The sequence below is a fragment of the Intestinibacillus sp. Marseille-P6563 genome, assembly GCF_900604335.1.
Lineage (GTDB): Bacteria > Bacillota > Clostridia > Oscillospirales > Butyricicoccaceae > Butyricicoccus_B.
Map to the genome: position 1 here is coordinate 1,000,450 of NZ_UWOD01000002.1, position 23,781 is coordinate 1,024,230.

Genomic DNA, 23,781 nt, shown 5'->3' on the forward strand with positions numbered 1-23,781 from the left:
TCCCCTTAAATTTCAGCGCCGCAGTGCTTGCAAACGCAAACCTTTGCGCCATTGTCCAGAATCTTGTGTGCCGGACGGGTGGGCTTGTCACACTTGGGGCAAACCTTCATGACCTTGCAAGCACGCAGAGCGCCTTCGCGCTTTACGATGCCGCCCTGCTCACCCTGACGGCGGGGCTTGGTATGGCAGGTTACCATATTTACGCCCTCGATTACGACCATACCCTTCTTCGGGTTTACGGACAGAACCTTGCCCTTCTTGCCCTTCTCCTTGCCGGAGAGGACAACGGCGGTGTCGCCCGTTTTAACATGCAAATTGTTCATATGACGGCGACCTCCTTACAGTACTTCGGGAGCCAGGGACAGGATCTTCATGTAATCCTTGTCGCGCAGCTCGCGCGCAACAGGCCCAAAGATACGGGTGCCGCGCGGGTTCTTATCTTCACGGATGATAACAGCCGCGTTCTCATCGAAACGGATATAGCTGCCGTCCGCACGGCGCAGGCCCTTTACCGAACGAACGATAACAGCCTTGACAACGTCGCCCTTCTTCACGCCGCCGCCCGGGGTGCACTTGCGCACCGAGCAAACGATTACGTCGCCGATATTGCCGTACTTACGAGTGGAGCCGCCGAGAACACGGATGCACTTCAGTTCCTTAGCGCCGCTGTTGTCAGCTGCACGCAGAAAAGTTTCCTGCTGAATCATGTGTTCCCCTCCTTACTTCGCCTTCTCAATAATTTCGACCAGGCGCCAGCGCTTGTCCTTGGACAGCGGACGGGTCTCCATTACCTTCACCTTGTCGCCAACCTTGCACTCGTTGTTTTCGTCGTGCGCCTTCAGCTTGTAGGTGTTCTTCATAACCTTTTTATACAGAGGATGCTGTACGCTATCCTCGATCGCAACTACGATGGTCTTATCCATCTTGTCGGATACGACCAGCCCCACGCGGGTCTTACGTAACGCTCTCTCGCTCAACTTCGCTTACCTCCTTACTTTGCCGCAAGCTGAAGCTCGCGGAGAACGGTGTTGACGCGCGCGATGTCGCGCTTCACTTCCGTGATCTTGTTGACGTTGTCAAGCTGATTGGTTGCGTGCTGCAGACGAAGGTTGAAGAGGTCCTTCTTGAGATCTGCCAGCTTGTTCTGCAGTTCCTCAGCGGTCAGCGATCTAATCTCTTTTGCCTTCATCATTCTTCACCACCAATCTTGGTCTCACGGGCAACGAACTTGGTCTTGCAGGGCAGCTTGTGGCTGGCCAGACGGAGTGCCTCGCGTGCAACCTCCTCGGATACGCCGCCGATCTCGAAGAGAACGCGGCCCGGCTTTACAACAGCAACCCAGTACTCCGGCGAGCCCTTACCGGAACCCATTCGGGTTTCAGCAGGCTTCTCGGTAACCGGCTTGTCGGGGAAGATCTTGATCCAAACCTTACCACCACGCTTGGTGTAACGGGTCATGGCGATACGGGCAGCCTCGATCTGGTTCGAGGTGATCCAGCACGGCTCGGTAGCCTGTAGGCCGAAATCACCATATGCAACGAAATTACCGCGCATAGCCTTGCCCTTCAGGCGGCCACGATGCACGCGACGGTATTTAACTCTCTTGGGGAGCAGCATTAGCGGTTGCCTCCTTCCTGGCGGGGTGCGCGGCGCTCGCCGCGGTCGTTATTTCTGCGGCGACGGTCGCCATCGCGGCGGTCGCGGCGGTCACGGCGCTCGAATGCCGGCTTCGGAGCCTCGATCGAACGGCCAAGACGCGGGCCACCGGTGAGAACCTCGCCCTTGTAGATCCAAACCTTGACGCCGATCTTGCCGTAGGTGGTGTTCGCCTCAGCAAAACCGTAGTCGATATCCGCACGCAGGGTCTGCAGCGGGATGGTGCCTTCATGATAGTGCTCGGTACGCGCGATTTCTGCGCCGCCCAGACGGCCGGAGCAGCAGGTCTTGATGCCCTTAGCGCCCATGCGCATTGCACGGCCCATGGACTGCTTCATCGCACGACGGAACGAGATACGCTTCTCAAGCTGAGCGGCAATGTTCTCGGCAACCAGAGTTGCGTTGGTATCCGGGTTCTTGATCTCGATGATGGAGATCTTAACCGGCTTGCCGATCATCTTGGCAACGTCAGCCTGCAGCTTCTCGATCTTTTCGCCGCCAGGGCCGATCACGAAGCCCGGACGAGCGCACTGGATGAGGATCTTAACGTCCTTGGTGGTACGCTCGATCTCGATTGCCGGAACGCCTGCGTCCTTGAGCAGGTTCTTCAGGTATTTACGGATGTTGTAGTCTTCCACGAGGAGATCGCCAAAGACATTGTCCTTTGCGAACCAACGGGAATCCCAATTCTTAATTACGCCGACACGGAGACCGTTCGGATTGACTTTCTGGCCCATTGTTTAACCTCCCCTTATTCTTTCTCTGCGAGAACCAGAGTTACATGAGAGGTTCTCTTCAGGATACGGAATGCACGGCCCCGTGCACGCGGCATGATGCGCTTCATGATCGGGCCCGGTGCTACATGAACTTCCTTGACATACAGCTTGTCGGTGTTCATGCCATGGTTGTTCTCTGCGTTGGCAACCGCGCTCTTGAGGAGCTTTGCCATAACTTCAGAGGCAGCCTTGGGGGTATTCATAATGATAGCCATTGCGGTGCCCGCGTCCTTGCCGCGGATGAGATCGCAGATCAGCTTCATCTTACGGGGGGTCATGCGGACGTTTCTAACGATTGCTCTTGCTTCCATTTGTTCGTCCTCCCTTACTTACCGTTGTTGGAGGTCTTGCTGCCCGCGTGGCCCTTGTAGGTGCGGGTCGGCGCAAATTCGCCCAGCTTGTGACCTACCATATCCTCGGTGACATATACCGGGACATGCTTGCGGCCGTCATGAACCGCGATGGTGTGGCCGACGAACTCCGGGAAAATGGTGGAGGCACGCGACCAGGTCTTGAGGACCTTCTTCTCGCCGGCCTCGTTCATAGCAACGACTCTTTTGTAAAGCTCAGGAGCCACAAAAGGGCCCTTCTTAACACTTCTGCCCATATTTCTGTTCTCCTTTCCTTACTTGCCGTTACGACGACGTACGATCTGCTTGTCGGTACGATGATTCTTCTTGCGGGTCTTGTAACCCAGAGCCGGCTTGCCCCACGGAGTAACCGGAGACGGACGACCGATCGGCGACTTGCCTTCACCACCGCCGTGCGGGTGATCGCACGGGTTCATAACAGAACCGCGGACGGTCGGGCGGATGCCCATGTGACGGGTACGGCCAGCCTTACCCAGCTGTACGTTGGAGTGGTCGGAATTGCCGACAACACCGATGGTAGCCTTGCACTCCAGGCGCACGTAGCGCAGCTCACCGGAGGGCAGACGAACCATTGCCTTGCCGTTTTCCTTTGCCATCAGCTGAGCGCCAACGCCAGCCGAACGAACCAGCTGTGCGCCCTTGCCGGGATACAGCTCGATGTTGTGGATCATGGTACCAACCGGGATCGCGCTCACCGGCAGGCAGTTGCCGGGCTTGATGTCGGCGGTAGCGGAGGAAATGACCTTGTCACCGATCTTCAGGCCCTCGGGAGCGAGGATGTAAGCCTTTACGCCGTCCTCGTACTGAACGAGAGCGATGTTAGCCGAACGGTTCGGGTCATACTCCAGGGTCAGAACAGTTGCCGGCATATCCAGCTTCTGACGCTTGAAATCAATGATACGGTACTTCTGCTTGTTTCCGCCGCCCTTGTGGCGTACGGTGATGCGGCCATAGCTGTTACGGCCAGCGGTCTTCTTCAGCTTCTCGAGAAGGCTCTTCTCGGGCTTCACCTTGGACAGGCCCGCGTTCGACAGGGTCGTCATGTTACGGCGGGACGGAGTCGTCGGGTTGAAAGTCTTGATCGCCATTGTGTTTTCAACTCCTTAAAACTGTTTCTTATCGGGGTGGCTTCCCCATACCTGCGGCCTGGCGCCGCAATGTGTGCCCTTCCCGTCCCCCACCGGCAGGCGGTTTCGGTTCGGGAGGGTTCCGGCTGGGCCGGAATTACATCATGTTCTCGAAGATCTCGATCTTCTTGGAATCGGCGGTCAGGGTGACGACAGCCTTCTTGATGTCCGGGCGCTTGCCGCGGTAAACGCCCATGCGCTTCCACTTGCCCGGCAGCTTGATGGTGTTGACCTTGGCAACCTTCACGCCAAAGATCTCTTCCACAGCCTTCTTAATTTCGATCTTGCCTGCGTTCGGAGCAACTTCGAACACGTACTTGTTATCCGCGATGCCTTCCATGGAACGCTCGGTGATGACCGGCTTTCTGATTACGTCATGTGCGAATTTCATTATGCGTATACCTCCTCGAGCTTGGCAACCGCTGCCTTGTCGATGATGAACTTGTCAGCGTTGAGGATGTCGTAAACGTTCAGGGTCGACGCGATGGTGGTGCGTACGCCCGGGATGTTCGCCGCAGACTTTACAACGTTCACGCGGGACTCGGGGGTAACGACCAGGCTCTTGCCCTGTGCTTCAACGGCCTTCAGGAAGCCTGCGAAAGTCTTGGTCTTGATCTCGCCCATGTTCAGGTCGTCGATGACGATGATTTCGCCAGCGGCAGCCTTTGCGCTCAGAGCGGACAGCAGAGCCAGACGGCGCAGCTTCTTGTTCAGGCTGTAACGGTAGGTGCGCGGCTTCGGGCCGAGCGCGATACCGCCGTGGGTCCACTGCGGAGAGCGGATGGAACCCTGACGGGCACGACCGGTGCCCTTCTGACGCCACGGCTTGATGCCGCCGCCACGCACTTCTGCGCGGGTCAGGGTGGACTGAGTGCCCTGACGCTTGTTCGCCAGATGGTTCTTTACTACTGCATGCATAGCAGATACGTTGGGCTCGATGCCGAATACGGCAGCGTTGAGCTCCATTTCGCCGGTCTGCTGACCAGCCATATTATAAACCTTAACGGTAGGCATTTGTAGTTCCTCCTCCCCTTACTTTCTTGCAGAAGCCTTCTGCGGGTTCTTACTGATCGAAGAAGCAGGACCCTTCTTCTCCGGGTTCTTCTTGACCGTGTTCTTCAGGAACACGATGCCGCCCTTCGGGCCGGGGATGGCGCCGCAAACGGCGATCAGGTTCAGTTCCGGATCAACCTTTACAACGTCCAGGTTCTGTACGGTAACCTGCTCGTTGCCCAGGTGACCAGGCATCATTTTGCCCTTCATGATCTTAGAGGGGTCCGAGCAAGCGCCCATGGAACCCTGGTGACGGTGCATCGGGCCAGCACCGTGGCTCATCGGGGAGCGGCCTGCGTTGAAGCGCTTGATAACGCCAGCGAAGCCCTTGCCCTTGGAGATGCCGGTTACGTCTACGTAATCGCCAACTACGAACATGTCCGCCTTGATCTCGTCGCCTGCCTGGAACATCGAGCAGTCGTCAAAACGGAACTCCTTGAGGTACTTCTTCACAGCCTCGCCAGCCTTCTTCAGATGGCCGAGCTCCGGCTTGTTGAGCTTCTTTTCCTTTACGTCCTCGAAACCGAGCTGTACAGCATTGTAGCCTTCCTTCTCGACGGTCTTGACCTGAGTTACAACACAGGGACCTGCTTCGATGACGGTTACCGGGATAACCTTGCCGTCAGCGTCGAAGATCTGGGTCATACCGACCTTCTTGCCGATGATTGCCTTGTTCAGCATTTTTGTTTTCCTCCTTAAAGGTTATTGGTTGACGGGCCCATTCTTCTCCCGCCAACATGACCCCGCCGCGCGTATCGCGGCTAGGTGCAAACCGCCGGTTGGGTTAGTCCGGCAGGTTTGTTGCATAATAAAGTAGAGATTAGAGCTTGATCTCGATCTCAACGCCAGCCGGCAGGTCCAGAGTCATCAGGGACTCAACGGTCCTCTGGCCCGGGTTTACGATGTCGATCAGGCGCTTGTGGGTGCGGCGCTCGAACTGCTCACGGCTGTCCTTGTACTTGTGTACAGCGCGCAGGATGGTGATGATCTCCTTCTCGGTCGGCAGCGGGATCGGGCCGGAAACCTTTGCGCCGGTGCGCTTTGCGGTTTCAACGATCTTCTCTGCGGACTGGTCGATCAGCTCATGGTCGTATGCCTTTAGGCGAATACGGATCTTTTCAGCGTTTGCCATTTTTGGTTTTCCTCCTCGTACATGTCGTACATCTTAATAAATGTGTCGACTCGTTACGGAGAGATACTGCAACCCCGCCCGGCGTATCGCGTCGGGGCATGAAAATAACCGGCCACACACAGGTGTATCGATCCGGTCTTAGGAACGCAGGAGGTTCGTGCCATCGGCTTTTCGGCGCACGCGCCGGAAGTTCCGAATTTACGCAGGAACACTGTCGTTTTACAATAAGCAGTTGTCTCAACCGCCCGATTGTCGGACCTACTCCGCCGAAGTTACCTGGCCTGGCCAGCAATCTCCGGCATCATCGCGTTTTGCCTGCTTTTCTCGCAGGTGCTTTTATAGATTACAGCATTTCGCGCCGCTTGTCAAGGGCAAATGTAAAATTTTCTGGATTTTTTTGCGATTCCCGCGGGGTCGCGTTCGGTGGCGTTGTAAATGCGGTAAAGATGCCGCGTCAGCCGCGGGTTGCCCAGCAGATTCAGGTGCACGCCCTGCACCACTTTCTCGTGGCAGCCGCAAAAGGCGCAGGTCTGCGGATGCGCGGAATATTGCAGGTCACTTTTCCAGACGGCGAAGCCGTACTGGTCGCACTGCTCCTTCAGGCAAGCATAACAGATATACATAGAACATCCTCCTTGACACCCATATGGTGGCTTTTCTTTCTCCATTATGCCACCAAATAGTAGCATTATCAAGAGGTGATGGGAATGTATTTCCAAAGACTCAAAGATTTGCGTGAAGATGCCGATTTAACGCAGCGCGATGTTGCCGAAATGCTGCACCTAAATCGTGAAGTATATCGTCGTTATGAAAAAGGTGAGCGCGAAATACCGGTTTGGGCCGTGATCCAGCTTGCCCAGTTCTATGGCGTCACCACCGATTACCTGCTCGGTCTGACCAACGAAAGATGATGCTTCATCCTTGGCTCGGCAGCCAAAAGGGGGAAGGGAACCCATGTTTCCCTTCCCCCTTTTGCAATCCCTCATCCCTCCTTGCCCCAGGCCTACGCTTTTTCACGAAAAAGCTACCCGGCCATGCAGCAAATGTGCTGCTACGCGTTTCTAGTTCGTGCGGCCTTTGGGCCGCACGGGTGCTTTTTGCTGCTCTTTCGCGTGGACGCCCGCGCGAGCCGCTATTTTCAGGGTGCTGCCCGCGGTATGGGTACTGACGGTATTGGGACTGGCGCAGCTTTGTGCCGCTAGTCGCTGGGGCACGCCAAGAGCTGGCTCGCACCAGTGGCCAACGGCACAAAGCTGCACACGCTCATTGGCGCTGCACCAAAAAAGCGAACGACTTTTGCCGTGGTGGGACGACGCACCCTCAAAGTAGCGGCTCGCAGCGGCGACTGCGCCGCCGCATTCCATCGATATAAACTATTTTGCCGTAACGCCATGCCCTTCCTATGGCCGAGTAGCATTTTGCCTGCAAAATGCGTAGGCCGGGAAAAGGGGGTGCGGGTGATTGCAAAAGAGGGGGAGGGACCATGGGTCCCTCCCCCTCTTTTGGTGCCCTGCATAATGGTCAGGCAACCATTCCCCGCCGCGCGGCACAGAAAATCGATTTCATTCCCATCCCTTGCAAACATCAATCCATTCCAGCGCATCGGCTGCACCAAACAACTCCTCACAGGTGAGCTTGACCCCCGAATGCGCATTGCCCGCCGCCGGGTATACATAGTCAAACCGCTTGAGCGACTCGTCGCAGTAAATCTGCACGCCATCGTTCACGCCAAACGGACACACCCCACCAATGGCATGCCCGGTCATGGGCTCCACATCCTCGGCCGCCAGCATCTTGGCCTTCCGGCCGAACTTGTCTTTGAATTTGCGGTTGTCGATTTTGGCATCGCCAGCCGCCAAAATCAGAATCGCGCTGTCCTCACCGTCATAAAAAGACAGCGTCTTAGCAATATGACTTTCCGCGCAGCCAAGCGCTGCCGCCGCTTCAGCTACGGTTGCCGTCTGCACTTCGGGTTCGATCACCCGGTCTAAAAATCCTTTTTTCTGCAAATGTGCCTTGGCACGCTCCATGGACATCGGAAAAGACTCCTTTGTTTCTTTTTTCCCCATTATAGCAGCAAACAAACAAAAACGGAAGGGGGGCTTCCTCCCTTCCGTTTGATTCATTCTTGGAGCACCAGGATGAGCAGAACCGATTCGGCATTGTCACTGATCGTGACGCCGACATCCCGCCGCAGAGCGGTTTCGAAACCGTTCTCCTGCAAGGTTTTCAAGCAGGAATCCATGCTGCTGACACTGCTGCGGATTTCGAAATAGTACACATTATCGATTTTTTCCAACAGCGATGCGTCTTTGAGCACCGATACATCTCCGCTGCCCACCGCGACATAGCAGCCGCTAAACTGATGGGTCCGAAGATTTTCCGGCAGCGATATCGCTTGTTTTTCCGCACCATTCACGGCAGCAAGCCGGTTATTCATCTGCGGTACACCTGCCGAAGCCGTAGCCGGTGCATTCCCCGACGAACTGGATGCGGCCGATGAACCTGCCCCTGCGGTTGTTTCTTCCTGCTGGGTCGATTCTTCCACCGGTGGCGGAGCCTGACGCCCATAGGTTTCCTGGGTTTGCGAATCGGTCTCCGGTTCGGGCTGGGGCTGCGCACTTTGCGCCGGTTCAATGGTAGAAGGCACAATTTCGGTCGTTTCCGGCAGCATTGTGTCGGACTGTTCCGATTCCGGAATCTCTTCCATCGCTGCGCCGCCGGTCGCGGTATCCGCGACACCGGTCGACGAATTTTCCACCTTCACACCGCCCAGCAAGTCATTGACCGCACCGGACATGACCAGCATCACGCAGGCTGCTGCCGCTGCAATCATCGTAAACACCGGCGGACGGCGTTTCTTCTTTTCCATCGGCACAACTTTACTCTGGGCTTCTTCCAAAATACCGCTCATGATCTTTTCATGCAGCTGTTCGGGCAGGGGTTCTTTCAAATCGCCCCACGCGGTACGAATCAGCTTGAGGTCCTCCAAATATGCCGCACAGGCGGGACATTCGGCCAAATGGGCTTCCAGCTCCCGCTTTTGGGCCCGGGTCAATTCACCGTCCAGACTGGACGAACAGAGTTCTTCAAAGTATTCACAATTCGGCATCTTCCCGCCTCCTTCCTGTCTGTTTAGACGTGGATGGCAAGGAAATGTTCCCACGTTCGATCAATATTTTTCGCAGCGCCGCGCGTGCCCGCGCCAGACGCGACTTGACCGTGCCTTCCTCGATCGACAGTGCCGATGCAATATCGGCATACGTCATGCCCGCCACATCGCGCAAAATGACGATCTTGCGATGCTCTTCGGACACCATGCTTAGGGCGATGTCCAGTTCCCGCCGTAGTTCGCTGCTTTCCAGCGCTTCTTCCGGCCGGTGTTCGCTGCGCGTTTCGGGCACCCGGCCAATGGCTTCCTCATCAAGCGGATCGGTGGGCGCACTGTTCTTTTTACGTGCCAGATCGACGCACAGGTTGGTGGTAATGCGGTACAACCAGGTGGAAAAGCCGCTGTCCCCCCGGAAGGTATCCAGCGACCGGTAGGCGCGCAAAAAGACCTCTTGGGTGATATCGGCTGCATCGTCCTCCGACCCGGTCGAACGCAGGGCCAGCGCATAGACACGGCGTTCGTAGGCAGACACCAACGCTTCAAATGCCGCGATCTCGCCTTTTTTGGCGCGCTGGAGCAGTACCTTCTCCCCTGTCATCCACAGCCCTCCTTTTTGTCAGTCTGCCAGCGCGCGCAGCTGCTGCGCCAGCGCATATAATTCGTCCATCGTGGTCAGGGTGCTGACCCGCTTTTTAAATTCTTTCAGACCCGGTACTCCTTTGAGATACCAGTTGACGTGTTTGCGCGCTTCGAGCAGCGCGACCCGTTCCCCCTTGTCGTCCATCGCAAGCTCGATCTGGCGCACCGCAGTGTCCACCCGCTCCAAAAAGGACGGTTCGGGCGGCACGCTGCCAGTTTCCAGCAGGGCATTGGCCCGCGCAAACAACCACGGATTGCCCAGCGCGCCCCGGCCGATCATGGCAAAATCCGCGCCCGTGTACGACAAAATTTCGGCCGCGTCCTCGGGGGTGAAGACATCCCCGTTGGCGGCCACCGGGATGTGCACCGCCCGCTTGACCTGGGCGATGGCGTCCCAATCGGCTTTGCCCTCGTATTGCTGGGCACGGGTGCGGCCGTGGACGGCGATCAGATCGGCTCCGGCCTGTTCGCACATCTGCGCGAACTCCACGCAGTTGACGCTTTTTTCGTCCCAGCCCCGGCGGAATTTGACCGTGACCGGGCAGTCGACCGCCGCGCGCACCGCGCGCAGGACGGCTTCGGCTTTTTTGATGTCGCGCATGAGCGCCGAGCCGTCGCCGTTGTTTACAATTTTGGGTGCCGGGCAGCCCATGTTGATGTCAATGATGTCGCAGCCCGAAATCTCCCGCGCGCGCACCGCGCCTTCGGCCATGGTTTCGGGTTCTGAGCCAAAGATCTGCGCGGCCGCCGGATGCTCACCTGCGCCGAGCGCCAGCAGGCGCGGGGTCTTCTTATCGCCAAAGTGCAGGGCCTTGGCCGAGACCATTTCGGTCACGGTCAGGGCTGCGCCCTGCTCCCGGCAGATCTGCCGGAATGCGCGGTCGGTCACGCCGGCCATCGGGGCCAGGATGAGCCGGCCGCGGATGGGTACGTTTGCAATGTGCATACCTGTCCTCCCGCTGCGTTTTTTCGGCAAATTGCCCGCCAAAAGGGGCGGGCATCTTTTCAAAACTTAACATGAATACGGTATATTATAGCACAGCTTGCCCGGTATTGCAAATTGCAAACCGATGACAAGCCCGCCCCCATTTCCCGCTGTCCTGCGGTCGCCATTGCCCGCTGCAAGACGCCATTTCCCGCTGTTTGCGGCCTGATCGCGCACAAAAAAAGCCGGCAAAATCTCATCCTGCCATTTCCCTGGGTATTTTCCAACAAAACGCGCCCCGGGGCGCGGCCTATACTGGGAAAACAAGGAGGTTCGACCATGGACAAGCATACTTTAGAGAGGAGGAGCTTCCGGGCCGCGGCGCGCGCCGCCGAGACCTGGACGCGCCTGACGCGCACCGATGAGGTGCGCCAGATCAGCGGCGGCCTGAAACAGCTGCTGCTATGCGCCGTGCTTGCGCGCGGCGTGGTATTCGGGGAGTTTGCCCCCCTTGGCGTTGCGATGACCGGCGCATATGCCGCGCTTGGCAAAGGCTATCCCGCGTTTGCCGGCGCTTTTTTTGGCGCCATCCTGCTGCGCGGCGGCATGACGGGGATCACCGCAGCCGCCGCTTCCCTGCTGACGCTGGTGTGCGCACAGATTTTCCACCGTCCAGCCGGGTCCCGGCGCACCTGGTTCATGCCGCTCATGAGCGCCCTGATGATGGCCTGCTGCAACTTTGTGTTGCTGCCCACCCCCGATGTGCTGCGGCCGGCACAGGTGTTCCGCTTTTTGGCGACCTGTGTGCTGACCGGCGGGCTGAGCTGGTGTTACATCCAGGCCCTGTCCCCGCCGCGCGGCCGCGGCGATCTGCGGCATCCGGGCGGCCTGCTGGCTGTCGTGGCCAGCGTACTGGTCGCGCTGGGCGATGTGGTGTTGTTTGGGGCGGTTTCCCCAGCGCGGGTGGTTGCCTTCACCATGACGTTGGCCGGTGCGTTTTTGGGTGGCAGCGCCATCGGTGCGGCGCTGGGTGTGGCCTTTGGCGTGACCATGGATGTCACGGCGGGCAGCGGCGCTTTTTTGACCTGTGTGTATGGGCTCAGTGCCCTACTGGCTGGTGCGTTCCGCACCGCGGGCCGTCCGGCCTTTGTGTGCAGCAGCCTGCTGGCTGCCGGCGCGGCCAGTTTGCTGGGGATTGACCATCCGCTGTTTCTGTCGGCGCTGTATGAATGCGCCCTGGCCGCCCTGGTGTTTTGGATGGTACCCGATACCCTTTGGCAGTACATACGCGATACCCTGTTACCCACCCGGCAGGATACCGTGGATTCTATTGAGCGCATGCGCCACTCGGCCGGGCGGTATGCTGCCGAAGCGTCGGATGCGTTTTATGAGATGTATCTCGCCATGATGAGCGGCGCCCAGACCGGCCGGGCGGCGGCTGACGAGGACATCCACGCCATCTTTGACTGCGCGGCCGACAAGGTCTGCCGCCGCTGCAAGATCTGCAAGGACTGCTGGCAGCGCGATTATGTGGCTACGTTATCCGCGCTGGGTGATGTCTCCGGCCCCATGCTCAAGCGGGGCCGAGCCGAAGCAGGCGACTTTCCCCGCCATTTTTCCGAGCGGTGCATCCATTTCCCCGAACTGCTGCGCGCGGTGAACGAGGCGCTTTTCGCGCTGCGCGAGCGACAGCAATACCGCCGCCGGTGTGATGAAAACCGGTCGCTCATTGCCCAGCAATACGCCGGTCTGACCGGGATTTTACGGCAGATCGGCGGCACGCTCGGCCACGACCAAGCTTCCCTGCCCGCCCGGGAACGGCAGGTGCGCAGCTATGCGTCGGCCTTTGGCCGCATCGATAAAGTCGCCGTATTCCGCGACGGCTCCGGGCGGCTGCGGGTCGAGCTAGACGGCGAGGGAATGGAAGCCATCCTGCACGAGCGAAAGGGCTTTGCCGCCGGGCTGTCGGCGGTGTTATCGGTCGGCCTGACCGAGCCTGAACGCATTTCGGACGAGCTCGGCACCCGCCTGATGCTGCGCGAACAGGCGCCATATCGCGCCGTGGTCGGCATCGGTCAGCGGCAAAAGCAGGGCGAAAAGGTCTCGGGCGATACGGCGCGGTCGTTTGTCACCGAAACCGGCCATGCCTGCCTGCTGCTGGCCGACGGCATGGGAACCGGTGCCGCGGCCGCCCAGGACAGCCGCACCATCCTATCGCTCATGGAGCGATTCCTGCGCGCCAATATCCCGCCTGCCGACGCGCTGCGCACGGTAGCCCCGGCCTTCCGGCTGCGCTGCGACGGCACGCGGGGTGTGACGCTCGACATCCTGATGCTCGACCTGTTTACCGGCAAGGGGACGTGTCTGAAATGCGGAGCCGCGCCCAGCTTCCTGAAAAACGGCGGCGGGGTTATCCGCATTTCGGGCGGCAATCTGCCGGTCGGCTTATCCGACGAACCGGCCGCCGACCAGAGCGTACCCATCCGCATGGGGCCGGGAGATTTGTTCGTCCTGGTGTCCGACGGCATCTGCGACGGTTCGGACGATGGCTGGCTGCGCGCGCTGGTGCAGCAGCATGCTAAGGAAACGCCCAAAGAACTGGCCGCACGGCTGGTGGTCGCGGCTGCCGAACGGGGTTCCAACGACGATTTGACCGCGCTGGTATGCCGGCTGGAACACCGGCCATCTTCGCTGTAAAATCCGGTATAAGCTGGCGGGTCCTGGGCATACTGGTAGGGAAATCACAAGAACGAGGAGGCAGTTATGGTCAAGGGGATTTCCCGCCGGGTCGTGGTGGTGCGGCCGCCCGACTCCAAGGTATTTGAAGAAGCGTTTTTCATTGTACGGGAACAGCAGGATGCCACACGCGATGTGTTGCGGGAGGCCTGTGCGGTCGCCGAACGGTATCTGCACACGCCGCGCGTGCGGCGATATTCCCGCAAACGGTATACCCGGGTGCAGCTTGGCCTGGCGGCGCTGGGCGGCAGCAGCGCGGTCGGTGCTTTATGGGCGGCAACCGCAATCTTGGGGATTTTTTGACCGATCTGTGAATTCTTTTTAAACAACCGGCGGCGGCTCTTGCATAGACCGCCGCCGGTTGTTATCATGAAAGAAAACAATCTGGGGATGGCGCATCTATGACCGTTCAGCATTTTATCGACCTTTTTCAGCAGTATGGCCTGCCGATGATGGCGGCCGTGTTTTTTTGTGAATATCTAAATTTGCCTGGTTTTCCGGCCGGTGTGATCATGCCCGCCGTCGGTATCCTGATCGGCCAAAGTCAGCTCAATTTGATTTTGTCGATTGGAATATCGATTGCAGCCAGTCTGGCCGGATGCCTTGTTATGTATGCGATCTGTTATTATGGCGGCGCGCCGCTTCTGACGAAAGCTTTTAGCAAAAGCCCGAAATTTCATCACTTCATGGACCGCTGCCACGACTATCTGGAAAAGGGACGCGGACGGGGACTGTTTGTCTGCCGACTCATCCCGGTGCTGCGCACCATTGTATCCATTCCCGCCGGCCTGGTCCGCATGCCGCTGCACGAATATGTCGTCTGGTCGACGGCGGGTATCGCCATTTGGAATACAATTTTGATTTCCTGCGGTTACTTTTTCAGCGAAGCGTTTTTAAACGGCGGTTTCTTATCCTTTCTATAAAGAAAACAGGCACCCCTGTGGGGCGCCTGTTTTTTTAATGGACCTGACCATTTGTGCGGGCCACGATTTGAGTCACCAAAACATAACCAAGCGGATAAAACGCCAAAAATGCGGCTGCACCAGCTAGGTATCCCATCCATACCGCCACACCGGCCGCGGTCAAAAAGGACCCCAACGAAGCTGCCAGATACCAACGGTTGATTTTGCGGTAATTGACCCCTGGTTTGGTATGCAGGTGATATTTTCGATTGAGCACATGCCCTTCCATCCTGGGGTTTTGTGCGATGGGGGTATAGAACTGCTGTTTATGACACCGCATCCATTGGGTCAGAACGACGGTGACAATCAGGGCCACCAATAACATCCAATCCTTTTCCGGCACTGTGCTCCCTCCTTGATCGTTTTATGCTTCGTAGCACCGCTCCAGCACCCGCTCGATCTGATCGCGGGTAAATTGAAACGATTCGTTATTCGTAAGAATGCTATCCGTGATAGCCGGGAACATGTCCCGCGTGACGCCCAGTTCCTGCAAACAGGTCGGCAGTCCCCAAGCACGGAACCGTTCGCGCAGCGCATCCAGTCCCAGTTGACCATATTCCACATCGGGCATGCCCTGCGGACGCTCCAAGCCGAAAATACGCTCGGTAAACTGAACAAACTTTGCAGGGTTTTCTTCATTGATAAAGTCCAGCCACGCCGGGTTAATAACTGCCAGGCCTTCTCCATGGGAAGAATCGGTCAGCGCGCCAATGGCATGCTGAATCCAATGGGCTGGCCATCCGGCGTTCAAGCGACCACAGTCCTGAATGCCGCCCATCGCCAGCGTGGAAGCCCAAGCGATCTGTGCCCGTAAATTCACATCTTCCGGATGCTCCAGCACGCCTTCGCTTTCCAAAACCGTCCGCACAATACCTTCGCCAATCGCATCCGAGATCGGATTGCCGTCTACACCGTCAAAATAACCTTCAATGATGTGGGAGATGGTATCTGCCATGCCGGCTGCCGTCAGCCGCGCTGGGACAGATACCAACAGTTCCGGATCGATGATCGCTGTTTTGGGGCATAAGATCGTATTGTGTACCGCCCATTTTTTCCAGGCAGTGTGATCGGACACTCGGTTGTTGGTCACCACACAATGGCAGCTGGTTTCGGCCCCGGTTGCAGAAATGGTGGAAACCGCGACCACCGGCAGTGTTTGCTCCACCGGCCGTACGCCGGCAAAAAAGTCCCAAACATCACCCCTTGCCGGGTCGGCTGCACCAAGGGCAATGGCCTTGGCAGTATCAATGGTACTACCGCCACCAATCGCGACAATGACTTCCACCGCATGGTCATGCACCAACTGGATACCTTCTTCGATCTTGGTCAAGCGCGGGTTGCTTTCGACACCCGACAGCTCCAGCACAGAAATCCCTGCCTGTTCCATCAAATGCACGCCGCGTGCAAACAGTCCGTTTTTCTCCAAAGGACCCGGCTGCTCAACCAAAAGAGCACGGTGTCCATATTTCGCGACCTCATCGCCCAGCTTTGCAAATTCACCGGCGCCAAAGATCACCTGAGTCGGGAAACAAAATTGAAAATTGAGCATCGTCTGCACCTCTTATACCGCGCGGCCGGACAGCGCCGTAGCACGGATTTTCAGGGCAGCCTCTTCCGGGATATACCGGCTGGCCGGAACGCCCAGCAACGCCGCATAATACCCGACCTGTGCATCCTCTTCCACATAGACCGCACAGTTCATAGCCGCTTCCATATCCGATCCCGTAGCCAGCAAGCCATGGTTTTGCAGCAGGGTAACATCCCCTTGCTCACCCAATGCGTGGACGGCGGCATCGGCCAGTTCCTGCGAGCCCGGCATCGCAAACGGCGCCGTATGGATGGGGTAATACATATTCGACGGCACCGTCGCCCGATCCAAGTCAGCCAGCCGCATAGACATTACCGTCGCATACAGCGAATGGGTATGTACGATTGCTCGGATATCCGGTCGTGCGCGATAAACCGCGGTATGCATTGGGGTTTCGGACGACGGAATATAAGCGCCATCCACGATGTTACCGTGCAGGTCAATCACCGTGATATCTTCTGGCTTCAATGAATCATAGGGCATATTGCTTGGGGTGATCGCAACGACATCGTCGGTGGCGTCACGCATCGAGATATTGCCACAAGTGCCATGGATGAGTCCCATTGCATTGGCCTGCTGTGCTGCCGCCAGAACTTTTTCTCGGATCTCTTGGTATTTCATAATTGCATCCTTCCTTTTCTCGATTTTTCCGGTCAGCTGAGCCGGATGTTTTTAAAATTGACCATTCGTTCCGGATTGTCGGTCCGGCACATGCTGTCAAATTCGCGCATGAGCAGATACGGGGATTTGGGCACAGCGCTGACCGTGTCCCCGGCAATGTGCGGAGTAACGATGATATTATCCAGCCCGACAAATCCGGTCTCCCGTGTTACTGGCTCTTTTTCGAACACATCCAGCGCTGCCCCGGCAATCCGGTGCGCGCGCAGCGTTTCGATCAGGTCGGCCTGCTTGACGAGTCCGCCGCGCGAGGTATTGATAAAATAACTGCTTGGCTTCATCAGGCTGAAATACCGCCGGTCGATCATCCCCCGTGTTTCTTCGGTCAGGCGCAGGTGCAAACTGATAACATCGGCTGTTTTAAACAAGTCCTCTAGCCGGTCTACCCGTACCAGATCGCCCAATCCGTTCTTCTCCAGCCGCTCCTGCGTTACATACTCATCAAATCCCAAGGTCTTGACCCCAAGGGCTTTCAGCCGCTTGGCAATTTCCAATCCTACATTCCCCAGTCCAGCCAGACCAATCGTCAGATTGCTGAGCGTGGTCGTATACTCATAATTAGGATAAGACTTGGACCATTCCCCTGCGATCAATTTGGTATGGGCGGTAGCAATGTTGCGCGTGAGCGCCAGGATCAGGCCCAAGGTAAAATCAGCCACCGGTTCGGCGTTGCGGATGACGTTGATTACTGGAATATTGCGCGCACTGGCGGCCTGCACATCGATGTGTTCCAATCCGCCGCGGCAGGTCAGGATACAGCGCAGATTTTTGGCTTTTTCAATCAGGTGCCCTGGAATGGGAGCAAAATGGGTCATCAACACATGGACATCTTGAATGCAGGCATCGATCTCAGCCGGATACGGCTCGGCATCCGGTCCATTTTTTTCGATATTGACCTGCTTTTGCGAGAAGGACTCCACCGAATGCTCGCCCCAAAAAACCGTGTGCATTTGTCCCACCGGAATGGCTGACTGCCGGACAGCATCCGCCATGGTTTCGCACGATACAAACACATCGCCAATCACCAGAACGTTCTCCTTATTCTGGATAAGTGTATCCAACATCTAACTTCCTCCCTTTGTCTAAAAATTTTCAGGCTCTGCCCGTCTGGGGAATTTCGTTGCAGTTTTCCATGTAGTCGACCAGAACTTGCCCTTTGCATTTAAAGGCCACATATAGGATGACATATAGGACAATGACACCACCAATGATGACTGGATTGCCGCTGAGGAACGCCAAGAACGACAGGCAGTTGAGCGGACGTCCCATAACACCAAAGCTTGCCACCAATGTACCCGCAATGGCCATCTCAACACCGACCGATGCCGCGACCTGGGTAAAATAGGGAGATACTGCGGTAATGCACAGAAGGCCGATGGTATACCAGATGGTGCCGCAAATGGTGCTCTTGACAATGTTGCCATTGGTGACGCAAATAAATACTTCAATCATGTACGGAATTGCGCATAAATCAACCAGCGGCAAAAACTTGTTGCCGGGCAGAATGAACGCGATGACCAGCAGAATCGGCATTAAGATAATGCCGGTGGTCAGGGTTGCCGTTTCGCCATAGGCGACCGCATCGTTAATAGCAATATACCAGGTGCGTCCCTTGCCACTTGCGGCGGCTTTTTTGGCATATGCGGACGACAACGGTGTAAACGCCGAAGCAAAAATACCGGCGACTTTGGGGAAAATGGTCATAATCGCCGACGTGGCAATCGCGCAGGTCGCAATTGCACCCCAGCTTCCCAGTTCGCCCAAACTTCCTGAATAGCTGATGATCGCAATAATAGCGCCTAAGATCATGCCAATGACCTTGGGGTCTGCCAGCATACCGGCTTTATCCGCCAATGCCTTGGGGCTGGCCTTGATCTTATGAAAGCCCAGTTTATTGAGCAGGAAATTCATCACAATCGCAAACGGGACCGCGTCCATGTGCATCGGCACACTCATGCAACAGTTGGGATAGCCATAATATGTCGAAAACCGTTTGGCGAGCACTTCGGAAAACAGCAGACAATACAGGTTCTGAACAATCATCAGAAGGAACGCCAGGAAGATGTTATGGGTCAGCAGATACAACATGGAGCCCCAAACCATAAAGCCATAGTTGTTCCATAAATCACTGACCATAAAGACATTGGTAAACTTACAGAAATACAGGACAAGCTGCAAGACAATTGCAATGGCAAAGAAAATGACGCCAATGGTCGTTGAATACGCCACCACCGAGGTAGCCTGCCAGCCGATGTCCACGATTTCCAGGCTGACGCCCGTGGTTTCTACCATTTGTTCAATGATGGGGCTAATGATTCCGGAGTACGAATTGATAATCAGCGTAAACCCTTCCAGGCCGATGGCCGAAAGAATCGCACAGTCGATTGCTTTTTTGCTGGGCACGCCCATGAATTTTGCCACAATGAACAGGATGATTGGCACAAATACAATCGCACCAAACGCATTGAATATATTTTGCATTGCATCTAACATGAAGATTGCTCCTTTCCCACCTTCATCCCGGCTTGCCTTTATTTATCCTTGAGCACTTCCAAAACCTCTTCCATAAAGCCTTCTTCATCCAGCCCGATCAGGAAAGAGGTCGCAGCCAATTTGGGCACACCATAATCCCCCGGTACCGGGCTGGAACATGCCATGAAATCGACCGGATGCGAACTCATCGTCGATTCTACGCCGCCCGGATTGGTTTCGATGCAATCGGCATCATAGCCCTTTTCAGCCAGTTTTTCTTTGAGCTTGGCTGCCAGCATCGAAGAAGTGACGGTCCCCGAACCACAAACGCACAATACACATACCTTTTTCATATCAAAACCTCCTCGTATAATAAGATTCAAAGTTAATAATTTCAGGCATCAGCAGGCATTGAGATGCCCGTGATACAATAGCTGTAGGACAGCAGGGTCAAGCTCTCCACCTCCTTGTTGAGCCACAAGGCTGCTTCATTTTTAGTCTGTTCCCCTGAGCCGGAAGTCAGCTGCAAACTCATTGGCTGTTTGCCGGAGGCAAGGCCGCCCTTTCAGCAGTGAGGGCTTTCGCATTGGTCTGCCCCGGAATGATTCTGATACGCGAGGTTGCGGATGCTTCGGTTATCATGGGTATCTCAAAGCCTGCTGGCCTGAAATCTCCATGTGGGGAGGTGAAAATTATGAACCCACTATTCGTTGGCATTGATGTGAGCAGCAGAAACAATGTGGCCTACCTGATGAAACCCGACGGCAGCAAGCACTCCAGCTTTTCCATACAGAACAACCTGGGTGGTGCTAAACTGTTATCAGAGAAGATCGTGTCGGCACTGCGTTCCATGCAGCTCAGCGATGTGGTGATCGGCCTGGAGGCCACCTCCATCTACGGAGACAGCTTGGTTTACGCTCTCCGGGAGGATGGCAGCCTGGGCCGGTTCCAGCGGAAGATCCATGTCCTGAATCCAAAGCAGGTCAAAAAGTTCAAGGAAGCCTATCCCGACCTGCCCAAGAATGACTTTGTGGACGCCTTTGTGATTGCCGACCATCTCCGTTTCGGCAGGATCGCCAAGGAGGTCTATATGGACGACTACCGCTACCAGGCGCTCAGGACCCTTACCAGGGCCAGGTTTGACGTGATCCAAAACCTGACCCGGGAGAAACAGAGATTCGCTAACTACTTATTCCTCAAATGCTCCGGCATAGCCCAGGACAAGGACATCCAGAACACCAGCGCCACCACTATCGCGCTCATGGAGCGGTTTGAAACTGTGGATGATCTGGCAAACGCCGACCTGGACGAACTGACTGCCTTTCTGGATGAGAAGGGCAGAAACTTCGCTGACCCGGCTGCCAAAGCCAAGGTTATTCGAACTGCCGCCAGAGACTCTTACCGCCTGCCTGTTACTGTGAACAATTCTGTAAATCAGGCGATGGCAGTCTCTATTGCCTCTATGCGGGCTCTGGAAAAGCAGGTCAAGGTGTTGGACAAGGCCATTGAACAGCAGTTTGAAATCATTCCCAACACCCTGACCTCTATCCCCGGGATTGGCAAGGTCTACTCCGCCGGGATCATCGCCGAGATCGGCGACATTCACCGTTTCAGCTCTCAAGCCTCGGTTGCCAAGTTCGCCGGCCTTGTCTGGACACAGCACCAGTCCGGTGAATTTGAGGCTGAACACTCCCGGATGATCAAGTCCGGCAACCGCTATCTCCGCTACTACCTGCTGGAAGCCGCCAACTCTGTGAGAAGATGCGATTCCGAGTTCCGGCGCTACTATGACCTCAAGTATCAAGAGGTCAACAAGTATCAGCATAAACGCGCACTCGCTCTCACTGCCAGAAAACTGGTTCGGTTGATCTTTCGGCTGCTGAAGGACAACCGCCTGTATATCCTGCCGGAGGGCTGAGCGTACCGCTTGCCGCTCTGGCGCATAGGCCCTGTTTCAAAAAACTCAGGGACAGGGCTTGGATTGGTGTTGTCTTTTTCCTGCCTACATGGTCCTTTTTACTCATTCCCATTTGAAATTTTCTTGCATCACCTACTTGACTTCATACCATTGGACTAAAACCATTATTCGAAATATTGTTTGCCCAAGGCATAAAGTTCATCCGCATCCCGCGCATTGCGGAATTTCGCGACCAGATCAGCATCCAAAAAAACCTGCATCACTTTTTTTAAATTGTTGATCTGCTCTTCTGGGTCGGTAATGGCCATCATAAAAATCATCTCGGCCTGTACCAGTTCACCTGATCCGCCCATATGCCAAAACTCCACCGGCTTGTCCAGCTTCACCAAGGCAATGCCCGGTCGGTTGACATGCTGAGGATCGGTATGCGGCATGGCAATGGCATTGTATTTGAGGTTGAGTCCCGTTGGATAAACCTCCTCCCGTGCCAAGACCGCATCGGTAAAACTTTCTTTGACACAGTCCGTACTGCGCAGCAGGCCAGCTACTTTACGCAGTGCATCTTCCCTTCCGGAAGCCGAAAGCCCTACCAATACATGTCGTCTGTCAATAATTGACACCGATCAATCCCTCCTTTTGCAAAAGTATTCAAATAGGCTCTGCTTAATATTTTTCAGCTCGTCCTTGGACTTCACATGCCCCGCAAATGCTTCTACAATTTCATTGACCGTTGTATGCGTAATGGACAAGGGCGTATCACATAACCGGTCAATGATATCCGCGATGTCTTTTTCATCCAAAATAGCCGATACATAGATGGTTCCCGACGGCAAACGAGTATCCCGTATAGTAGAAATGATCAGATTGTATTCGGTCAAATCTCGTTCTTGCAGCTTAGATGCAGAGCTCAATTCAAATTGATATCCCTCACCCACCAGGTCTTGCAGCTGTGCGCGCACAAAAACCGAAGTGGAGACTCCGGCGCCGCAAACGATCAGGATTTTGCAGGCATCCCGGCGGGTCTCATCGATCTTCAGTTCTGCCATATGGCTTTCGACAAACATTACCAAAAATGCGATTTCATCTTCGGTAATCAGGCTGGCAATTTCACCTTCCATCCCCTCAATGCTCTGTTCTACAATGGCAAAGCCCCACGGATACATCTGTTTGATATCTTCCAACAAGGCATTGCTGCTGTGAAACCCCAGTTTGAGCCGATAATACATGGGTCCCATGTGCAACGCTATTTTTTCCCGCAATTGCTGTTTGCGTTCAATGGGTTTTCCCAGATTGATCTCCAAATTCCGCAAAAAAGCATCGACCATTTCCATGATGTCGCCATTGGACTGTCCTTCAAACGCAAAACGTTTCATACCCAGCAGCAAATACGCCACATAGAATTCTTCGTCTTTGGGTAGGACAATCTGGTCCGCAGCCAGTTGCCGCAGCATATCTTTGACCTGTTCCAATTCTTCGGTATAGCACAATGTCCTTCGTTCCATGGGATCAAAGGCGATTGGCTGTCCGGTCATATGATCACGGATAACGGCTGCCAGGATCATCACCGCTGTATGCCGGACAAACTGCTCCACAAAGCTGGCTGCAATCGCATCCCCATAGCGCTGAATGGCAGCAATCACCGTGCGATAGGCATCCCATTCCTTGCATTGCAGCACTTGACACACCGACCGGTTGAGCAGCTGAATGATCATCTGCCATACGCCGCGATTTTTCACTGTACTGAGTTCATCCGAGATAAAATTACGGATCGCCAGTTCCTTGCCTTCAAAATAATAGCCGTCCTTATGGGAAAATTGCAGCCGCAATCCGCTGTCGGTCACCCGCTCCTTGAGTACACGCAAATCCGATTGAATGGTATTTTTGCTTACATCCAATTCCTGCCGCAATCCTTCCAATGTGGTTTGATTGTTATCGAGGGCAATGAAAATGGCTTCCAATGTCATCCGTTCCTGGCTGGAAGCCAAGTAGGATGCCCGGGTCTGCAAAAGCTGCTCGATTTCGGGGATGCTTTCGGTTTGCACGATGCAATTTCCATTTTTCACTTGGATCGGTGGGATATGATGATCGGCTAAGCAGGTATTGATCTTGGTAAGGTCATACTGCAGTGCCCGGCGGGATAAACCGATCTCGTCCAACAGGCTATCCGTATGAATCTGGCCATTGGACGCCAATATCAGATATAGAATGGAACTCATCCGACTATTTATCTCCATTCCTCATCCCTCCTGTCTTGGGTTTACGAGATCATTCTTTCAGATCCAAAATGAACGCGGTGACTTTTTCCAATGCTTCCTTTTCTTCCTGCCCATTGGTCTGAACGGTGAGTTCTGTACCCTTCACTAGACCGGCCAAAAGAAGGTTCATAATTTTTTTAGCGTCATGGGCTTTGCCATTTGCCAGGATCTTTATGTCGCATGGGAACTGCTTGCACAAATTCACCAGATCGCTCGCCGGTCTGGCGTGAATCCCGGTTTTGTTTTGTATGATGATTCGTTTTGTAACCACATCGATTCCTCCCTTGCATTTCGTCTGTCATCTGCTTGGTGATTTCATGATATCACACCGGTTTCTCGGGAAAAATACCAAGTTTTTGATCATTTTCAGCAGTTTGTGCA

Annotated in this window: 32 protein-coding genes; 5 read left to right on the plus strand and 27 right to left on the minus strand. The window is 55.4% G+C overall.

Translation table 11 applies throughout. The annotated features are described in order from the left end of the window. Positions 1-5 precede the first annotated feature (5 nt). From rplX to EFB11_RS13130, 14 genes are all read right to left on the minus strand, one after another. Positions 6-323 carry a 50S ribosomal protein L24 gene (gene rplX, locus EFB11_RS13065; protein WP_122790626.1) on the minus strand — a complete coding sequence of 106 codons (318 nt, stop codon included), beginning with the start codon at positions 321-323 and terminating at the stop codon, positions 6-8. Positions 324-338: 15 nt separating this feature from the next. Continuing rightward, positions 339-707 (minus strand): 50S ribosomal protein L14, encoded by a 369-nt coding sequence (rplN, locus tag EFB11_RS13070; RefSeq protein ID WP_122790627.1) that lies wholly within the window; start codon positions 705-707, stop codon positions 339-341. 12 nt (positions 708-719) lie between these two features. Further along, a complete protein-coding gene (gene rpsQ / locus EFB11_RS13075) occupies positions 720-977 on the minus strand; it encodes a 30S ribosomal protein S17 (protein WP_122790628.1) in 258 nt (85 codons plus the stop codon). Positions 978-991: 14 nt separating this feature from the next. Continuing rightward, a complete protein-coding gene (rpmC, locus tag EFB11_RS13080; RefSeq protein WP_122790629.1) occupies positions 992-1,189 on the minus strand; it encodes a 50S ribosomal protein L29 in 198 nt (65 codons plus the stop codon). Continuing rightward, positions 1,189-1,617 (minus strand): 50S ribosomal protein L16, encoded by a 429-nt coding sequence (gene rplP, locus EFB11_RS13085; RefSeq protein ID WP_122790630.1) that lies wholly within the window; start codon positions 1,615-1,617, stop codon positions 1,189-1,191. Before rplP ends, rpmC begins: the two co-directional genes overlap by 1 nt. Beyond that, on the minus strand, positions 1,617-2,393 hold the full coding sequence (rpsC, locus tag EFB11_RS13090; RefSeq protein WP_122790631.1) for a 30S ribosomal protein S3: 777 nt from the start codon (positions 2,391-2,393) through the stop codon (positions 1,617-1,619). Before rpsC ends, rplP begins: the two co-directional genes overlap by 1 nt. Positions 2,394-2,407: 14 nt before the next feature. Further along, complete coding sequence (rplV, locus tag EFB11_RS13095; protein WP_122790632.1) at positions 2,408-2,743, minus strand: 50S ribosomal protein L22; 336 nt, start codon at positions 2,741-2,743, stop codon at positions 2,408-2,410. A gap of 14 nt (positions 2,744-2,757) precedes the next feature. Then, a complete protein-coding gene (rpsS, locus tag EFB11_RS13100) occupies positions 2,758-3,039 on the minus strand; it encodes a 30S ribosomal protein S19 (RefSeq protein WP_122790633.1) in 282 nt (93 codons plus the stop codon). Positions 3,040-3,057: 18 nt separating this feature from the next. Then, complete coding sequence (gene rplB, locus EFB11_RS13105; RefSeq protein WP_122790634.1) at positions 3,058-3,891, minus strand: 50S ribosomal protein L2; 834 nt, start codon at positions 3,889-3,891, stop codon at positions 3,058-3,060. 136 nt (positions 3,892-4,027) lie between these two features. Next, positions 4,028-4,321, minus strand: coding sequence for a 50S ribosomal protein L23 (gene rplW / locus EFB11_RS13110; RefSeq protein WP_122790635.1), 294 nt, complete (start codon positions 4,319-4,321; stop codon positions 4,028-4,030). After that, positions 4,321-4,944 (minus strand): 50S ribosomal protein L4, encoded by a 624-nt coding sequence (rplD, locus tag EFB11_RS13115; protein WP_122790636.1) that lies wholly within the window; start codon positions 4,942-4,944, stop codon positions 4,321-4,323. Before rplD ends, rplW begins: the two co-directional genes overlap by 1 nt. 18 nt (positions 4,945-4,962) lie before the next feature. Continuing rightward, positions 4,963-5,661, minus strand: coding sequence for a 50S ribosomal protein L3 (rplC, locus tag EFB11_RS13120; protein ID WP_122791317.1), 699 nt, complete (start codon positions 5,659-5,661; stop codon positions 4,963-4,965). A gap of 142 nt (positions 5,662-5,803) precedes the next feature. Next, positions 5,804-6,115, minus strand: a complete 312-nt coding sequence (rpsJ, locus tag EFB11_RS13125; protein ID WP_122790637.1) for a 30S ribosomal protein S10 — start codon at positions 6,113-6,115, stop codon at positions 5,804-5,806. A gap of 365 nt (positions 6,116-6,480) precedes the next feature. Then, positions 6,481-6,738 (minus strand): hypothetical protein, encoded by a 258-nt coding sequence (locus tag EFB11_RS13130; protein WP_122790638.1) that lies wholly within the window; start codon positions 6,736-6,738, stop codon positions 6,481-6,483. An 84-nt stretch (positions 6,739-6,822) separates the two neighbouring features. Here EFB11_RS13130 and EFB11_RS13135 point away from each other — a divergent pair, with 84 nt between their 5' ends. Further along, entirely contained in the window at positions 6,823-7,026 is a 204-nt protein-coding gene (locus EFB11_RS13135; RefSeq protein WP_122790639.1) for a helix-turn-helix domain-containing protein, read from the plus strand. Positions 7,027-7,677: 651 nt separating this feature from the next. Here the strand turns inward: EFB11_RS13135 and EFB11_RS13145 are convergent. The 4 genes from EFB11_RS13145 to dusB all read right to left on the minus strand — a co-directional run bounded on the left by EFB11_RS13145 (position 7,678) and on the right by dusB (position 10,812). After that, positions 7,678-8,151 (minus strand): YbaK/EbsC family protein, encoded by a 474-nt coding sequence (locus EFB11_RS13145; RefSeq protein WP_122790641.1) that lies wholly within the window; start codon positions 8,149-8,151, stop codon positions 7,678-7,680. Positions 8,152-8,237: 86 nt separating this feature from the next. Further along, positions 8,238-9,227 (minus strand): anti-sigma factor family protein, encoded by a 990-nt coding sequence (locus EFB11_RS13150; RefSeq protein ID WP_122790642.1) that lies wholly within the window; start codon positions 9,225-9,227, stop codon positions 8,238-8,240. Continuing rightward, entirely contained in the window at positions 9,214-9,825 is a 612-nt protein-coding gene (locus tag EFB11_RS13155; RefSeq protein WP_122790643.1) for an RNA polymerase sigma factor, read from the minus strand. Before EFB11_RS13155 ends, EFB11_RS13150 begins: the two co-directional genes overlap by 14 nt. A gap of 18 nt (positions 9,826-9,843) precedes the next feature. Then, the gene (gene dusB / locus EFB11_RS13160) at positions 9,844-10,812 is read right to left on the minus strand and encodes a tRNA dihydrouridine synthase DusB (protein ID WP_122790644.1); all 969 of its coding nucleotides are present in this window, start codon (positions 10,810-10,812) and stop codon (positions 9,844-9,846) included. Between the two features lie 318 nt (positions 10,813-11,130). On the opposite strand from dusB, the gene EFB11_RS13165 reads away from it, so the two are divergent. The 3 genes from EFB11_RS13165 to EFB11_RS13175 all read left to right on the plus strand — a co-directional run bounded on the left by EFB11_RS13165 (position 11,131) and on the right by EFB11_RS13175 (position 14,450). Continuing rightward, positions 11,131-13,488 (plus strand): SpoIIE family protein phosphatase, encoded by a 2,358-nt coding sequence (locus EFB11_RS13165; RefSeq protein ID WP_122790645.1) that lies wholly within the window; start codon positions 11,131-11,133, stop codon positions 13,486-13,488. Positions 13,489-13,554: 66 nt separating this feature from the next. Further along, complete coding sequence (locus EFB11_RS17050; RefSeq protein ID WP_206424192.1) at positions 13,555-13,830, plus strand: hypothetical protein; 276 nt, start codon at positions 13,555-13,557, stop codon at positions 13,828-13,830. Between the two features lie 98 nt (positions 13,831-13,928). Continuing rightward, positions 13,929-14,450, plus strand: a complete 522-nt coding sequence (locus EFB11_RS13175) for a DedA family protein (RefSeq protein ID WP_122790646.1) — start codon at positions 13,929-13,931, stop codon at positions 14,448-14,450. A 34-nt stretch (positions 14,451-14,484) separates the two neighbouring features. Here the strand turns inward: EFB11_RS13175 and EFB11_RS13180 are convergent, their stop codons facing one another. From EFB11_RS13180 to EFB11_RS13205, 6 genes are read right to left on the minus strand one after another with little or no spacing between them, the layout of a single operon-like run. After that, positions 14,485-14,832: a hypothetical protein gene (locus EFB11_RS13180; protein WP_122790647.1), complete on the minus strand. Its 348-nt coding sequence runs from the start codon at positions 14,830-14,832 to the stop codon at positions 14,485-14,487. 21 nt (positions 14,833-14,853) lie between these two features. Then, the gene (locus tag EFB11_RS13185; protein WP_122790648.1) at positions 14,854-16,038 is read right to left on the minus strand and encodes an iron-containing alcohol dehydrogenase; all 1,185 of its coding nucleotides are present in this window, start codon (positions 16,036-16,038) and stop codon (positions 14,854-14,856) included. Positions 16,039-16,050: 12 nt separating this feature from the next. Further along, positions 16,051-16,698: a class II aldolase/adducin family protein gene (locus EFB11_RS13190; protein ID WP_122790649.1), complete on the minus strand. Its 648-nt coding sequence runs from the start codon at positions 16,696-16,698 to the stop codon at positions 16,051-16,053. Between the two features lie 32 nt (positions 16,699-16,730). After that, on the minus strand, positions 16,731-17,819 hold the full coding sequence (locus EFB11_RS13195; protein ID WP_122790650.1) for a 2-hydroxyacid dehydrogenase: 1,089 nt from the start codon (positions 17,817-17,819) through the stop codon (positions 16,731-16,733). A gap of 28 nt (positions 17,820-17,847) precedes the next feature. After that, positions 17,848-19,248: a PTS galactitol transporter subunit IIC gene (locus tag EFB11_RS13200; RefSeq protein WP_122790651.1), complete on the minus strand. Its 1,401-nt coding sequence runs from the start codon at positions 19,246-19,248 to the stop codon at positions 17,848-17,850. 38 nt (positions 19,249-19,286) lie between these two features. Beyond that, entirely contained in the window at positions 19,287-19,580 is a 294-nt protein-coding gene (locus EFB11_RS13205) for a PTS fructose transporter subunit IIB (RefSeq protein ID WP_122790652.1), read from the minus strand. A 341-nt stretch (positions 19,581-19,921) separates the two neighbouring features. Here EFB11_RS13205 and EFB11_RS13210 point away from each other — a divergent pair, with 341 nt between their 5' ends. After that, a complete protein-coding gene (locus EFB11_RS13210; RefSeq protein ID WP_122788753.1) occupies positions 19,922-21,145 on the plus strand; it encodes an IS110 family transposase in 1,224 nt (407 codons plus the stop codon). 164 nt (positions 21,146-21,309) lie between these two features. Here the strand turns inward: EFB11_RS13210 and EFB11_RS13215 are convergent, their stop codons facing one another. Genes EFB11_RS13215 through EFB11_RS13225 form a run of 3 tightly spaced genes read right to left on the minus strand, consistent with a single transcriptional unit; the run spans position 21,310 to position 23,671 of the window. Further along, positions 21,310-21,765, minus strand: coding sequence for a PTS sugar transporter subunit IIA (locus EFB11_RS13215; RefSeq protein WP_122790653.1), 456 nt, complete (start codon positions 21,763-21,765; stop codon positions 21,310-21,312). A 3-nt stretch (positions 21,766-21,768) separates the two neighbouring features. Next, positions 21,769-23,379 (minus strand): BglG family transcription antiterminator, encoded by a 1,611-nt coding sequence (locus EFB11_RS13220; RefSeq protein WP_122790654.1) that lies wholly within the window; start codon positions 23,377-23,379, stop codon positions 21,769-21,771. Between the two features lie 31 nt (positions 23,380-23,410). Next, the gene (locus EFB11_RS13225) at positions 23,411-23,671 is read right to left on the minus strand and encodes an HPr family phosphocarrier protein (RefSeq protein WP_122790655.1); all 261 of its coding nucleotides are present in this window, start codon (positions 23,669-23,671) and stop codon (positions 23,411-23,413) included. Between the last annotated feature and the right edge of the window lie 110 nt (positions 23,672-23,781).